The sequence below is a fragment of the Vibrio sp. 10N.247.311.49 genome (assembly GCF_041467655.1).
Classification (GTDB): domain Bacteria; phylum Pseudomonadota; class Gammaproteobacteria; order Enterobacterales; family Vibrionaceae; genus Vibrio; species Vibrio crassostreae_C.
Genome location: NZ_JBFSVA010000037.1, coordinates 13,829 through 28,970, shown reverse-complemented (window position 1 = coordinate 28,970; position 15,142 = coordinate 13,829). Strand labels below are relative to the sequence as shown.

At 45.2% G+C, this 15,142-nt stretch carries 14 protein-coding genes; 11 read left to right on the top strand and 3 right to left on the bottom strand.

From position 1 onward, the window contains the following. Window positions 1-534 precede the first annotated feature (534 nt). Genes AB6E54_RS21640 through AB6E54_RS21630 form a run of 3 tightly spaced genes read left to right on the top strand, consistent with a single transcriptional unit; the run spans window position 535 to window position 3,257 of the window. On the top strand, window positions 535-756 hold the full coding sequence (locus AB6E54_RS21640; RefSeq protein WP_004734203.1) for a FeoA family protein: 222 nt from the start codon (window positions 535-537) through the stop codon (window positions 754-756). Further along, complete coding sequence (gene feoB, locus AB6E54_RS21635) at window positions 757-3,030, top strand: Fe(2+) transporter permease subunit FeoB (protein WP_372106385.1); 2,274 nt, start codon at window positions 757-759, stop codon at window positions 3,028-3,030. Continuing rightward, entirely contained in the window at window positions 3,027-3,257 is a 231-nt protein-coding gene (locus AB6E54_RS21630; protein ID WP_017061938.1) for a FeoC-like transcriptional regulator, read from the top strand. The genes feoB and AB6E54_RS21630 overlap by 4 nt, the downstream gene beginning before the upstream one ends. A 132-nt stretch (window positions 3,258-3,389) precedes the next feature. Here AB6E54_RS21630 and AB6E54_RS21625 read toward each other — a convergent pair whose 3' ends face one another. Together AB6E54_RS21625 and argS are read right to left on the bottom strand one after the other, a co-directional pair. Further along, window positions 3,390-3,818, bottom strand: a complete 429-nt coding sequence (locus AB6E54_RS21625) for an HIT domain-containing protein (protein WP_372106384.1) — start codon at window positions 3,816-3,818, stop codon at window positions 3,390-3,392. A gap of 391 nt (window positions 3,819-4,209) precedes the next feature. Next, entirely contained in the window at window positions 4,210-5,943 is a 1,734-nt protein-coding gene (gene argS, locus AB6E54_RS21620) for an arginine--tRNA ligase (protein ID WP_017070297.1), read from the bottom strand. Window positions 5,944-6,290: 347 nt separating this feature from the next. Here argS and AB6E54_RS21615 point away from each other — a divergent pair, with 347 nt between their 5' ends. Beyond that, on the top strand, window positions 6,291-6,887 hold the full coding sequence (locus tag AB6E54_RS21615; protein ID WP_102398069.1) for a VOC family protein: 597 nt from the start codon (window positions 6,291-6,293) through the stop codon (window positions 6,885-6,887). Window positions 6,888-7,202: 315 nt separating this feature from the next. Here AB6E54_RS21615 and purU read toward each other — a convergent pair whose 3' ends face one another. Further along, a complete protein-coding gene (gene purU / locus AB6E54_RS21610) occupies window positions 7,203-8,036 on the bottom strand; it encodes a formyltetrahydrofolate deformylase (protein WP_136978848.1) in 834 nt (277 codons plus the stop codon). A gap of 283 nt (window positions 8,037-8,319) precedes the next feature. Between purU and AB6E54_RS21605 the strand changes: the two genes are divergently transcribed. The 7 genes from AB6E54_RS21605 to fadD all read left to right on the top strand — a co-directional run bounded on the left by AB6E54_RS21605 (window position 8,320) and on the right by fadD (window position 15,045). Continuing rightward, a complete protein-coding gene (locus AB6E54_RS21605; protein ID WP_372058226.1) occupies window positions 8,320-8,520 on the top strand; it encodes a hypothetical protein in 201 nt (66 codons plus the stop codon). 160 nt (window positions 8,521-8,680) lie between these two features. Then, on the top strand, window positions 8,681-10,609 hold the full coding sequence (locus tag AB6E54_RS21600; RefSeq protein ID WP_017079482.1) for an ATP-dependent DNA helicase: 1,929 nt from the start codon (window positions 8,681-8,683) through the stop codon (window positions 10,607-10,609). Between the two features lie 59 nt (window positions 10,610-10,668). After that, window positions 10,669-11,370: a tRNA (adenosine(37)-N6)-threonylcarbamoyltransferase complex dimerization subunit type 1 TsaB gene (gene tsaB, locus AB6E54_RS21595; RefSeq protein ID WP_171732101.1), complete on the top strand. Its 702-nt coding sequence runs from the start codon at window positions 10,669-10,671 to the stop codon at window positions 11,368-11,370. Window positions 11,371-11,442: 72 nt separating this feature from the next. Further along, window positions 11,443-11,748, top strand: a complete 306-nt coding sequence (locus AB6E54_RS21590; protein ID WP_372106381.1) for a chromosome partitioning protein ParA — start codon at window positions 11,443-11,445, stop codon at window positions 11,746-11,748. Between the two features lie 35 nt (window positions 11,749-11,783). Next, complete coding sequence (locus AB6E54_RS21585; RefSeq protein ID WP_017067373.1) at window positions 11,784-12,344, top strand: Slp family lipoprotein; 561 nt, start codon at window positions 11,784-11,786, stop codon at window positions 12,342-12,344. 48 nt (window positions 12,345-12,392) lie between these two features. Further along, window positions 12,393-13,244 (top strand): alpha/beta fold hydrolase, encoded by an 852-nt coding sequence (locus AB6E54_RS21580; RefSeq protein WP_372106505.1) that lies wholly within the window; start codon window positions 12,393-12,395, stop codon window positions 13,242-13,244. A 106-nt stretch (window positions 13,245-13,350) separates the two neighbouring features. After that, a complete protein-coding gene (fadD, locus tag AB6E54_RS21575; RefSeq protein WP_017062375.1) occupies window positions 13,351-15,045 on the top strand; it encodes a long-chain-fatty-acid--CoA ligase FadD in 1,695 nt (564 codons plus the stop codon). Window positions 15,046-15,142: the final 97 nt, after the last annotated feature.

Genomic DNA, 15,142 nt, shown 5'->3' with positions numbered 1-15,142 from the left:
GAGATACGAGATACGAGATACGAGATACGAGATACGAGATACGAGATACGAGATAAATGGGGAGTTTAAAAAGGTTGTTGGGATAAAACAAAGGGAAGAAAAAAAATATCGTGGCATAGCCGGGGGGACTATACCACGGGTGCCAACGACACCTTCGCTTGCTGCCGGAGTGATATAGCAAAGCCATATCACCTCTGGAATAAAATTAAAGAGAAGTAGTTTCTCTTAGATGGAGTAACTATACGTCCAGCTACTTATTTTACTTATAAAATTAACGACAGATACCTATGATAAAACCGACATTTTCTCAAGTGGTTGATAATTAATGATTTGTTTTTGTTTGGGAGGGTTTGTACTAGTGAGGTAGTTCTCGCTAGTTGTTGAAAGTAACGTTTTTGACGTAAACGTTTTTAACGAAACTTACGAGTATGTATTTTCGAAAACATTGATTTCACACAATAGAATTGTGGGCATGTATGTGTATCATGGCGTTAATAACAATCTTTCTCATTATCAGTCACGAATTGGGTACTTATGAAACTCTCACAACTAGAGCAAGGAAAGGCGGCTTCTATTGTTGCACTAACAGGTTTAACACCAGACGTAAGGAAGAAACTTATGGTCATGGGTATGTTGCCAAAAACCGAGGTGACGCTTATCCGCCGTGCACCTATGGGTGATCCGCTTCAAGTTGAAGTGAGAGGTGTTTCTATCGCCATTCGTGAAAGCATTGCAGAACAAATCGAGGTTATCTAAATGGATTATCAAGTTCTTACCGTTGGTAACCCGAATAGTGGTAAAACAACACTGTTCAACGCACTGACTGGTGCTAAGCAGCACGTTGGTAACTGGGTTGGTGTCACTGTTGAAAAGAAGACGGGTTTATACTCGCACGCTGGTGATCAGTTTCAACTAACGGATTTACCGGGTATCTACGCACTAGACAGTGGTAATGATGCGAACAGCATCGATGAGTCTATCGCGTCTCGCGCTGTTTTAACTCACCCAGCAGATGTGATCATCAATGTTGTCGACGCTAACTGTCTAGAACGAAGCTTATATATGACATTACAGCTGCGTGAGTTGGGTCGCCCAATGATCGTTGTGTTGAACAAAATGGATGTATTAAAGCGCGAACGTCAGGTGATTAACCTTAAAGCACTAGAGAAAGAGCTAGGTTGCCCAGTTCTAAGCTTGTCTGCAAACGATAAAGGTCAAGTGGTTCGCTTTAAAGAGCGTCTGCATAAACTGCTTGTTCAAGGTGTGAGCCTTGACCCTATCTCTATTGATTACGATGCCGCGTTAGAAGCTCTTATCCCTTCTGTTGAGTCACAATTTGATGATGCTGACGTATCTCACCGAGCGCTAGCGATTCGTGCTTTAGAAAATGATTACTTGGTATTGAATGGTTTAGCCCCACAAACTCGCACTCAAATTGATAGCGTGCGTCTTGGTGCCGATTTCGATATTGACCTTGCTGTTGCTGACGCTAAATACACTTTCTTACATGACCTTTGTAAAAGTGTTCGTCGCAGCGAAGGCAAACTAAGCCGTAACTTTACAGAGAAAGCAGACCAATTCATTTTGAACAAATGGGTCGGTATTCCTTTCTTCTTCGTTATCATGTACCTAATGTTCATGTTCTCTATCAATATCGGTAGTGCGTTTATCGACTTCTTCGATATTGGTGTTGGAGCAATATTAGTTGATGGTGGACACCACTTATTAGATGGCCATTTACCAGTTTGGTTAGTCACTGTACTTGCTGATGGTATTGGCGGCGGTATCCAAACGGTTGCGACCTTTATTCCTGTTATCGCAGCGCTTTACCTATTCTTAGCGGTACTAGAAAGCTCAGGCTACATGGCTCGTGCTGCATTTGTACTTGATAAAGTGATGCAGAAGATTGGTTTACCGGGTAAAGCATTTGTCCCACTTGTACTGGGCTTTGGTTGTAACGTGCCTTCAATCATGGCAACTCGTACTCTTGACCAAGAGCGCGAACGTAAACTAGCAGCATCAATGGCGCCGTTTATGTCATGTGGTGCTCGTTTACCGGTATACGCACTGTTCGCGGCGGCGTTCTTCCCAGGTGCAGGACAAAACGTAGTATTCGCTCTGTACATCATGGGTATCGTTGCTTCTGTATTTACGGGTTTGTTCCTGAAAAACACGATCTACCCAGGTAGCAGTGATAGCTTAGTGATGGAAATGCCAGATTACGAATTGCCGACAGTGCAAAACGTAATGTTGAAAACTTGGCAGAAGCTGAAGCGTTTCGTACTTGGTGCAGGTAAAACAATCGTGATGGTTGTGGCTATTCTTAGCTTCCTAAACTCTCTAGGTATGGACGGCAGCTTTGGTAACGAAGATAGCGAAAACTCAGTACTGTCTAGAGCAGCTCAAGTTGTAACACCTGTATTCCAACCAATTGGTATTACTGAAGAGAACTGGCCTGCAACGGTTGGTATCATCACAGGTATTTTCGCTAAAGAAGCCGTTGTTGGTACATTAAATAGCCTATATACAACGCCTTCTGATGAAGAAGCAGCTGAGTTTGACTTAGCAGCAAGCCTGCAAGAAGCGGTAATGACGATCCCTGAAAACCTAGCCGGATTGAGCTACTCAGATCCATTAGGTATTGAAGTTGGCGACTTGTCTGACTCTAATTCTGTAGCAGCTGACCAAGACGTCGATACCTCTATCTTTGGTAACTTGAAAGACAAGTTTGTATCTGGTCATGCGGCATTCGCTTACTTGATTCTTATCCTGCTTTACACGCCTTGTGTGGCCGCGATGGGTGCTTATGTTCGTGAATTTGGTCAGACGTTTGCACGCTTCATCGCGGTTTGGACGATGGCTCTTGGTTACTTTGGTGCGACTTTCTACTACCAAGCGGCAAACTTTGCTGCGCATCCTGTGACAAGTGCAGTATGGATGGTGGCGATTGCTGGTGGTTTTGTGGTGACGTATCGCGTCTTCAAGAAAGTGGGCAGTAAGCAGAAAGCACTAGAGGTGCAAGTAGTATGATTTTAACTGAACTTCATCAATACATTGATAGCCACGGCGTTGCGGCTCGTAAAGAGCTCGCTGCAAAGTTTGGCATGAGTGAAGATGGCGTCGATGCGATGCTGAGTGTTTGGGTCAAGAAAGGGAAAGTTTCTCGCTTGGTCGATACGAATAAGCATGGTCATACAACGCGTATTCGCTACACCATCAGCAAACAAGATGGTTTGTCGCTTAACGTGATGATGTAGTTCGGTCTTCAGACTCTCGTTGAAAAAGGCGAGATTAGAAAATGACAAAGCCGCTTATCTAAGATGAGCGGCTTTTTGTTATGTGTCTTTTCTGAAGTGTTTTGCTTTAAAGCTCAATGAGATGAACTCGAATTATGCTTTCTTGAAGATAGAGCTCAGTGACAGAACGTTTTGGATACGAGTCAGGATAGCGGCTTGATCTTCTTCACTGCGCTGTTCGCCTTTTGTATTACCCCATACTGGGCCGGGCCAAGCAATGTCGTCTTTGAAGCGTGCAATATGGTGGATGTGCAGTTGTGGCACCATATTACCCAGCGCACCAAGGTTCAATTTGTCTGGTTGGAACGTTGCTTCTAATGCTTGGCTTACCGCCTGAGATTCATGTAGGAACTGCTGTTGCCCTTTCATTGGTAAGTGGTGCAACTCTTTTAGGTTGGCACGTTTTGGTACCAAGATAACCCAAGGCACTGCGTTATCTTTGTGTAGCAGGGCTAAGCTCAGTGGAAATTCGCCGATAAGTGTGGTGTCTTTCGCAAGTTGCGGGTGAAGTTCGAAGCTCATGATCTTTCCAATTAATTGTTTTACATGAGTATAAGGTCGGAGTTTGAATGTGGCTAGGGCTTACGTTCTCAATAAGCAGATTCCCTATCACGTTCGTCCCTCACTGTAGGGAATGATGGTGAGAAGAGGGATAACGATTTGGTGTGGTTTGATGGCGCATCATTGATGTTGTCTTGGATTCACTACACCTATTCTCGTCATCTCCTAGAGCGACGAATGAGCGTAATAGGAGATCTCTTGCAGTGTAGGTTAGCTAATCGCTTAAATAATCGAGTAAACAAACCTCCAGACAAAAAAAAGGTTGACGCTTTCACGTCAACCTTTCTAATTTTCTCGAATCTCGAATCTCGAATCTCGAATCTCGAATCTCGAATCTCGAATCTCGAATCGCTTACATGCGCTCTAGAGTGTCGATACCTAGAAGCGATAGACCTTGCTTGATCGTCTTCGCTGTTAGTGCAGCAAGCTTCAGACGGCTCTGCTTAACAGCTTTGTCTTCAGCAACTAGGATAGGGCACGCTTCGTAGAAGCTAGAGAATTGACCAGCTAGTTCGAACAGGTAGCTACACATGATGTGTGGTTGACCTTCACGAGCAACAGACTGTACTGCTTCTTCAAACTGTAGAAGTTTCGCGATAAGCGCTTTCTCTTTCTCTTCAGTGATTTTGATTTCACCTTCAAGCGAGTCCATAGAAATGCCAGCTTTAGCAAATACAGAAGCAACACGAGTGTATGCGTACTGCATGTATGGTGCTGTGTTGCCTTCGAATGCAAGCATGTTGTCCCAATCGAACACGTAGTCAGTAGTGCGGTGCTTAGAAAGGTCTGCGTACTTAACCGCTGCCATAGCAACAGTGTTCGCGATCGCTTTCTTCTCGTCTTCTGCTAGTTCTGGGTTCTTAGATTCGATTAGCTGCGCTGCACGAACTTCGGCTTCATCAAGAAGATCAGCAAGACGAACAGTACCGCCTGCACGAGTCTTGAATGGTTTACCGTCTTTACCTAGCATCATGCCGAATGCGTGGTGCTCAAGAGAAACAGATTCTGGGATGTAACCTGCTTTACGAACGATAGTCCAAGCTTGCATTAGGTGTTGGTGCTGACGTGAGTCGATGAAGTAAAGTACGCGGTCTGCGCCTAGTTCTTCAAAACGGTATTTTGCACAAGCGATATCAGTGGTTGTGTAAAGGAAGCCGCCGTCACGTTTCTGGATGATAACGCCCATTGGGTCGCCATCTTTGTTTTTGTATTCGTCTAGGAATACAACCTGTGCGCCGTCATCTTCTTTTGCAAGACCTTGCTCTTTCAGATCCGCAACAATAGTTGGAAGCATGTGGTTGTACATGCTTTCGCCCATTACGTCATCACGTGTTAGAGACACGTTTAGACGATCGTAGTTGCGTTGGTTTTGAATCATTGTTACGTCAACAAGCTTCTTCCACATCTCTGCGCAGAACTCGTCGCCGCTTTGCAGTTTAACAACGTAGCCACGTGCTTTAACTGCGAACTCTTCGTCTTCATCGTAGAGCTTTTTAGATTCACGGTAGAAGCCTTCAAGGTCAGCAAGTTCCATTGAAACTTCACCAGACTCAGCCTGAACGCGCTCAAGGTTTGCGATAAGCATACCGAATTGAGTACCCCAGTCACCGATGTGGTTAGCGCGGATAACGTTGTGGCCTAGAAATTCTAGAGTACGAACTACTGCATCACCGATGATAGTTGAACGTAGGTGACCAACGTGCATTTCTTTAGCAACGTTTGGCGCAGAGTAATCCGCAACAATAGTTTGCGTTTCAGCAACGGCAACACCAAGGCGAGAGTCAGCCAATGCTGCGTCTGCTTGTTTGGCTAGGAAAGCTTCATCTAGGAAGATGTTTAGGAAACCCGGACCTGCGATTTCAACTTTAGACGCGATACCGTCTAGGTTTAGAACGTCCAATACTTTTTGAGCAAATTCTCGTGGGTTAGTGCCTAGTCGTTTAGCAACGCCCATAACGCCGTTTGCTTGGTAGTCACCAAACTGTGGTTTTGCAGATTGACGAACAGCAGCAGGAGAGCCTGCAGGTGCGCCAGCGGCTTCTAGAGCCTGAGATACTTTGTCATTAATAAGTGCTTGGATATTCACACGCGTTTCCTTCAATTCAAGGATGATAAGAGTGGCCGTTAATTCTTGGTCATTAAATTGGTTAATTATGCTTCTAGTTAACGATTTAATGCCAAAATCAGCAGCAGACTCTGTTTAAGTTCACAGAAATGGCGGTAATCATACCAATTTTGTGCGGTTTCTTATAGGTCGAATTGATAGAAAATTAACATTTCCTGAGTGGTTTTTGACAATCGACTTTTAGCAAGACGCGTTTGCATGTTTAAGGAGCGAAAAGAACATAGTTATTGAGTGTTTTTTGTAAAAGCAACGCTTGTTGCAAAAGGCAAAACTGATAACATGCAGCCATTATTTGGAGAACACAGACAATGATGATGAGCCTGAAGCAAGCTGAACTAGAACCACAACAAATGATCGCCCGCCTTGATACTTTTATGGCAAAAATCGAGAGCCTAGGAAATACATTAGGTTTGGATTTAAGCTTTGCTCAAGCGGATCATATTGCGCTGCGAATCAATGACACTGAGCTAGCGAAATCTGCCCATCAAGCGTGGTCTGAGTACGGCTCTACGATTTCTGAGGCGATGATTAATGGTCGTCCAATTGTGGTGTTGGCTTTCGATGAACCCTTGCAAAGCCTTGGCTGGAAAATTGAATGTTTGGAGCTGCCATATCCAGCAGAAGGTAAGATTTACCCAAGCCAAGATTGGGAACATGTAGAGTTTGTGATTCCTTCTCATGCCCAAACAGCTGATGAGTATCTAGCGGATCTTAAAGAAACTTACCCGCAGTTCGCTGCTAACTTTGAAACGCTGGGTGAGCAAGGCGTTAAGATCAAACTCTCTAGCCCGAAAGGCGAGGGTGAACGCTTGAATAACCCAACAGTGGCTTTTAAACATCAAGGGATTTGCATCAAGCTGCATCCACACTCTTTGAAGAAGATTGTGGAATCAGAACAGGCTTAATTTGAATAGAGAGTTGCTAGGAAAGAGATTCCTGATCTCGCCTTGGCTCGTCGGAATGACGGGGTGTTCGATGAAATTTGCCAGAGTCTATCTTTGGATAGTGACAGACTGAGCGTTCGAGAGCGTATGTTAGAGCCTATAGCTCGAAGGTTCATCACCGAGTTCGTCATTCCCGATAGCGACGAAGGAGCGTAGTCGGGAATCTCTCAAAGCGAGTCTGATCATCAGATACAAAAAACGCGCGATGGGCTTTCCCTATTGCGCGTTTTTTATTGGGTTCTAACTGGAAGTCTTACCGGAAATCGAATATCCGATTTACAGAATTACAGTCTTGTTGCCGTAAACAAACACATGATCATTGATCACCTTGTTTAACGCCTTACTTAATACATTCTTCTCTACGTCACGACCGGCTTGTGCCATGTCTTTCGCGCTGAAGTTGTGATCCACAGGGATAACATCTTGCTTGATGATTGGACCTTCATCCAAATCATTCGTCACAAAGTGTGCCGTTGCGCCAATGATCTTCACGCCGCGCTCATACGCTTGTTGGTATGGCTTCGCGCCAATAAATGCTGGCAAGAAGCTGTGGTGGATATTGATGATCTTGTGGTTGTATTTTTCAACAAAACCTGGTGTCAGCACTCGCATGTACTTAGCCAAAACAAGGTAATCCGCCTCGTACTGGTCAATCACTTCTAGCATCTTCTTCTCATGTTCTTCACGGTTTAGCCCTTCGTGAGAAACATGGTGGTAAGGGATGTCAAAACGCTCGGTTAGGCTTTGTAGAATGTCGTAGTTACCGACAACGGCCGCAATTTCAACGTCTAAGCTGCCATCGAAGTTCTTCATTAGAATGTCGCCAAGGCAGTGTGCTTCCTTGGTCACGAGTATCACAACACGCTTGCGAGACGAATCAACAAGCTTACGTTTCGTATTTGGTGGCAGGGCTTGGTCTAAATCGGCAAGCAAGGTTTCATCATTGAAATAGCCTTCCAGCTCGGTGCGCATAAAGAAGTGGCCACTTGTGTTATCTACGAACTCATTGTTGTGCACAATATTGAGTTGGTGTTTGTAACAAATGTTGGTGATCTTCGAGATGAGGCCTGGGGCATCAGTACAATGTGTTAGTAAAGTTTTTCTTTCCATTTGTATCTTACTTCCATGAATGTTGCACTTTTTTATATGAAATCGGGATTCTTCAAATTTAATGCAGGCCGTCGAACGGTGAACTGAGCCGCAATATCACCGTTATAATTAATCTATTATCAATTTGGTTTCAACAAAATCTACCGTTCATTTAGGGGATTAATAAATTGAGAGGCTTAACAAATTCAGGTAGAGGTTAGATTTCTGACGGTTTTAACCGATATTCTCGGTCAAGTTCCACTAGAGCGAGCCAACATTTTCAGCCATGCATAGGTGATCATTTATGGATAAAGAGTTACTAGCGAAAAAGTTATATTGTAAGCGTGTAAATTCATTAGTTGGTGATGTTCAGGTGGACGGCAACGTTCTTGATGAAATGTGGGAAAGCAAAGCTTCTCCGACTGATGCTGCTAAAGCTATGCAACCAAGTGATTCCGGTTTTTCTGGGGCGTCTTGGTTATCTCGTTACTTGAATCGCAAGTAGTTAAACAACCCCTTCATTTGTTTTGGGCTAGGTTGGTTAACAAGACTTAGCCTGCTATGTTCTATTCGATAGACACCTCCGGTGTGCAGTTATTTCTGATTCGCACCGGCTCACTAAACCTGCCATAATTCGCCTTCTATTTTTCTAAACCACGTACTCTATGATATCTAAAACGTTTTCTGCTGATGGTGCTCTGGGTAAAGCGATCCCTGGGTTTCAACCACGACAAGCTCAGTTGGACATGGCTGAGGCGGTCTCACAGGCCATTGAGCAACAAAGCCAATTGGTTGTTGAGGCAGGGACGGGTACCGGTAAGACGTTTGCTTACCTAGTACCGGCACTGCTGAGTGGTAAGAAAACTATTATCAGTACGGGGTCGAAAAACCTTCAAGAGCAGTTGTTTCATCGTGATTTACCATTAATGGTCGATGCGCTTGGTTTTTATGGTCAGGTTGCTCTGCTGAAAGGTCGTTCAAACTATTTGTGTTTGGACAGACTCAGTCGCCAGATGATCGAAAGTCATGGCACTCATACCGATCCAACGCTGTTAGCTCAGTTGGTGAAAGTGCGCAGCTGGTCTTCGGCGACTCAAACTGGTGACTTAGGCGATTGCGATGATATTGCTGAAGATAGCCCAGTTATTCCAACCATTACCTCGACTAACGACAACTGCTTAGGCAAAGAATGCCCGAGCTACACTGATTGCTTTGTGCTTAAGGCGCGTAAAAAAGCGATGGATTCGGATGTTGTCGTAGTAAACCACCATCTATTCCTCGCGGATTTAGCGATCAAAGAAACCGGGTTTGGTGAGCTGATACCTGAAGCCGATGTGTTTATCTTCGATGAAGCGCATCAACTTCCCGATATCGCCAGTCAGTATTTCGGACAATCAGTATCAAGCCGACAAATCCAAGAACTAGCCAAAGACATTGAAATCGCTTACCGCACTGAAGCCAAAGACATGCGGCAGCTGCAAAAGGTTGGCGAGAGGCTCATTCAATCAGCCGCCGATTTACGCATTGTGCTCGGCGACACCGGCTTTCGTGGTAACTGGCGTGAAGCATTGAAGTCAGAGTCGATTGCGAGAGAGCTCGTGCGTTTACAAGATGCGTTGCAACTGGCTGTGGATGTATTGAAATTAGCATTGGGTCGAAGCCAGTTGTTAGACACGGCTTTTGAGCGTGCAACCATGATTAAGTCGCGTATCGAACGTGTGTGTGATGTGTCGATTACCGGTTATTCCTATTGGTATGACACCACGCCACGCCACTTTGCTTTGCACATCACGCCTCTTTCGGTTGCGGATAAATTCCATGAGCAGATTGAGCTAAAACCGGGTGCTTGGGTGTTTACCTCTGCAACTTTGGCTGTGTCGGATGATTTCGACCATTTCACCTCTCGACTCGGGTTAAAACCGTCAGCACAGTTTTCACTGCCAAGCCCGTTTGACTATCCAAATCAGGCGCGTTTGTGTGTGCCTCGTTATCTTCCCGAACCAAATAGCCCGGGTTTAGCGGATAAGCTAGTAAGAATGCTGACTCCTGTGATTGAGCAAAACCAAGGTCGCTGTTTCTTCTTGTGCACCTCACACAGCATGATGAAAGAGTTGGGGGAACGATTCCGTGAAACGCTCTCGGTTCCCGTTCTGCTACAAGGTGAGACAAGTAAGCAAAAAACCTTAGCCGAATTCATGGAATTAGGTAACGCATTGCTGGTGGCCACTGGCGCCTTCTGGGAAGGTATAGATGTTAGGGGCGACGCATTAAGCTGTGTTATCATCGATAAATTGCCCTTTACCGCCCCAGACGACCCGTTACTTAAGGCTCGAATCGAGGACTGTAAGCTGAAAGGGGGTGATCCTTTTGCACAAGTACAGTTACCAGACGCAGTGATTACCTTGAAACAAGGTGTTGGCCGATTAATACGTGATAAACGTGATAATGGCGCTTTAATTATTTGCGATAACCGCTTGGTGACCCGCGATTACGGTGGTGTGTTTTTGGCGAGTTTACCGCCTATCCCACGTACCCGTGACTTAGGGATCATTAAAGAATTCTTAGCTAAAGACCATTCAACCGCTGCTGAGTAATTGGCATTGTTGAGTTTAGCCATTATTTTTAGATTAGATAACGAATATTTGAGACACGAATGAGCGCGAAAATTCTTGCAGTAGATACCGCAACTGAAAACTGTTCAGTTGCACTAGTAATGGGTGACCAGGTGTTCGCACGTAGCGAAGAGGCTCCTCGAGACCATACGAAAAAAATTCTACCTATGGTTGATGAAGTACTGAAAGAAGCGAATGTCGCTTTAACCGATATTGACGCAATCGCGTTTGGCCAAGGCCCAGGCAGTTTCACGGGTGTGCGTATTGGTATCGGTATTGCTCAAGGCTTGGCTTTTGGTGCGGATTTACCAATGATTGGTGTCTCTACACTGGCAGCGATGGCGCAAGGCAGCTACCGTAAATTTGGTGAAACTCATGTAGCAACAGCGATTGATGCGCGTATGAGCGAAGTGTACTGGGCTCGTTACAGCCGCGAACAAGATGGTCGTTGGACTGCGGTTGATGCCGAATGTGTAACGCCACCAAGTGAACTGGCTGCGCAGTTAGAAGCAGATTCTGAAATATGGGCGAAAGTCGGTACCGGCTGGGAAGCTTATGCCGAGCATATGGATACACTTGCGATCAACACCAAAGCGTGTGAAGTGCTATTCCCAGAAGCTCAAGATATGGCGTTCCTTGCTCAATTTGCTTACGCAGAAGGTAAAGCGGTTGCAGCAGAAGAATCTGAGCCAGTTTATCTTCGTGACAAAGTGACTTGGAAGAAACTGCCAGGTCGCGAATAATTTTTACAAGGTTCTGATGCAAATTAGGTCTAAATGCGTATTATTTAGATTTGAGAGGGCAGATATTTAGTCATGGTATCAATTAACAACTTACCTCCTTCTTCGATAGGCAGCACGTCTAAGCCGAATCGAATTAAAAAGAAGGAGCAGGCAAAAAAATCTGATGCTAGCACTGCGGTTGGGCAACCGACTAAGGCCGCTAATGCTGTTTTTCACTCTATTCGTCAAGTTAAAGAGTCTGAACTACACAAGGCTCAAATCCAGTATGATCTTCCAGAAGGCCGAGGACGTAAGGCTATGGAAGAGTATATGGATGTAATGAATCAGGCGAAGAAAGAAGAACTTGCAAAGCTTATCGGTGTCGATATCTACATCTAGAGCTTCTTATTAATGCCTGTTTAAGGACCAGAACCATGTCAAATTATCTCTCTAAATTACGCTTAATAGCCCTTTCTCTTGGTGTCTTGGTACTTGCCGGGTGTTCATCACTTCCTAGCGAACTTGAAGCAAAATCAGAGCCTGTAATTAGTGATTACCAACAGTGGGTCGACCAACTACCGGAGGCGAAAAGTGTTCGATTGGGTGGCGTTATCTCTAAAGTAACCAACTTGAAAGATAAGACTCGAATCGAAGTTGCTAATATGCCGATTTCGAGTAGCGGTAAGCCAGACCTAGACGCAGAGCCAAGCGGACGTTTTGTTGGTTATATTGAAGGGTATGTTGAGCCTCTAAGTTTTGCAGAAGGCCGTCTGATTACACTGGTTGGTCAGTCAAGCGGAAGTGAAGATGGAAAAATAGGGGAATACCCTTACATCTTCCCTGTGATGAAAGTGGACAACCAACGACTGTGGAACATCACTGAGCGTGTTGTTGTTAACGATTTTGCACCAACCTACTACTCGTGCAGAAGTTTACATTGTCGCAGTTTTCAAACGATGCCAAGACAAGGTCGAGTGATACAGGACGTAGAGTAATTAACTTTTTAGACGTTGATTGCGCAAACAGATGGAACTAAGTGTTTGATGATTGAAAAGTCATACTCCCTTGCGAGCGGGACGCTTGCAACACAACAGATTGGCAACCCACAAACGACCGCAACGACGGTCGTTTTTATTCATGGGTGGTTGGATAATTCGTCCAGCTTTAATCCGGTTATGCAGCAAGTCGCCAAGTTTGCGCCCAATGCTCACCTTGTTGCTATCGATCTCTTCGGACACGGCTTCTCGTCGCACAAATCGGGAAGTTACTACCCATTTCATGATTATATAGATGACTTGCATCAGTTGGTGACTAAATTATCGCCAAACAGACTGGTACTGGTAGGACATTCACTTGGTGCATTGATAGCAAGTTGCTATAGTGCCGCCTTTCCTGAAAAGGTGTCAGGATTAATTCAAATTGAAGGTCACGGACCTCTTTCAGAAGCTCCCCAAGAAACGGTTTCTCGCTTGAGAGATGGGGTACTCAGTCGTCTTCGACAGCGAAGAAAGCCTTCACGTCCTCTGGCAAGCCTTGAGGATGCTATTAAGCTGAGAGCTCACGCCAATCAAATCAATGCTGAATTAATTGCTCCTATTGTCGAGCGAGGAATTGTCGAGTTAGATAACTCTTGGCAATGGCGATGCGACCCTAACCTAAAATGTGACTCGTTATATCGAATGTCACAGGCGCACGCTGAAGCGATCATGGCGGCTATTGAATGCCCTCAATTAATAGTTTTAGGAAATGATGGATTCCGACATTTGCAGCATAATCGCTACAAATCAGCCCATAGTTCTCTGAATATAGAGACTGTTCCTGGCGGACATCATTGCCATTTAGAGAGCCCGGAGCTAGTTTCAGAGCTAATTCTTGGTGTAGTTAACAAAATTTAAACAAGTGTTTGAGCCTTTTAGTGCTCATGCACTAAAGCTGTGCTGTAATACCGCAATGATAAAAAGCGGCGAAGCAGTCGTCAGCTGATAAACGAGGAGTAACATAGTGGACAAACCTTGGCTTTCACGTTATCCAAGTGACGTACCAGAAACGATCAACCCAGATCAGTACCCATCTCTTGTAGAAATGTTTGAACAGTCGGTACAGAAGTACGCGGACCAACCTGCATTCGAGAACATGGGCTCGATTATGACATTCCGTAAGCTTGAAGAGCGCAGCCGTGCTTTTGCCGCTTACCTACAGAATGACTTGAAACTGAAGAAGGGCGATCGCGTCGCGCTAATGATGCCAAACCTACTGCAATACCCAATTGCACTATTTGGTGTATTGCGTGCAGGTATGATTGCAGTGAACGTCAACCCACTGTACACACCTCGTGAGCTTGAACATCAACTGAACGATTCTGGTGCAAAGGCGATTGTTATCGTATCTAACTTTGCGAGCACGCTAGAGAAAGTCGTTGATAACACGCCGGTTAAACACGTTGTTCTAACTAGCCTAGGGCAAATGCTGCCACGCGCGAAAGGGACAATTGTCGACTTTGTAGTGAAATACGTAAAAGGCATGGTGCCTAAGTATGATCTGCCGGGTGCTATCTCATTCAGAAAAGCGCTGCACAAAGGTCGTCGTCTTCAATATGTGAAACCGTTCATGGCGGGTGATGACATCGCGTTCCTACAGTACACTGGTGGTACAACAGGTGTAGCGAAGGGCGCAATCCTAACGCACCGCAATATGATTGCGAACGTACTTCAAGCGAAAGGGGCTTACGGTCCTGTTCTGCAAGAAGGCCGCGAGTTGGTTGTAACGGCATTACCGCTTTACCACGTATTTGCACTGACGGTGAACTGCTTACTGTTTGTTGAGATGGGTGGTCGTAACCTTCTAATTACTAACCCTCGTGACATTCCTGGCTTTATCAAAGAGCTGCAAAAGGTTCCGTTTACCGCAATTACCGGCGTAAACACCTTGTTTAATGCGCTAGTTAATAACGAAGATTTCCACGAGTTGGATTTCAGTAACCTACGCCTATCTGTTGGCGGCGGCATGGCGGTTCAACGCGCTGTTGCTGAGCAATGGAAGAAAGCGACAGGCATTCACCTATTGGAAGGCTATGGCTTAACTGAGTGTTCACCACTGGTAACGGGTAACCCATACGACCTGAAAGACTACACAGGTGCTATCGGCCTACCAGTACCATCGACAGAAGTTCGTATTGTTGATGATGAAGGTAAGGTTATTGCTAATGACCAAGTAGGCGAGCTACAAGTTCGTGGCCCTCAAGTGATGCAAGGTTACTGGCAGCGCCCTGAAGCGACCAAAGAAGTGATCGATCAAGACGGTTGGTTATCGACAGGTGACATCGTTAAGTTTGATGACGAAGGCTTGTTGTACATCGTTGACCGTAAGAAGGACATGATTCTTGTATCAGGCTTCAACGTCTACCCGAACGAGATTGAAGACGTTGTGGCTCTGCATGGTAAAGTGCTTGAAGTAGCAGCTATCGGTCAACCTCATGAAGTGTCTGGTGAATTGGTTAAGATCTACGTTGTGAAGCGTGACCCTAGCCTGACCAAAGAAGACATTATCGCGCACTGTCGTGAGCACTTAACGGGTTACAAAATCCCTAAATTAGTCGAGTTCAGAGATGATCTTCCAAAGACTAACGTAGGTAAGATCTTACGCCGCGTACTGCGTGAAGAAAACGATGCAGAACTTGCGAAACGCGCTAGCGAATAATTAGCCCGTTTGCGCGAAAGTACTGCACCAAAACCATTGAGGCGCTTAATCTAAGCGAGCGCTGAAAAATGGTGTTAGAATGCCGACAGTTAATGTC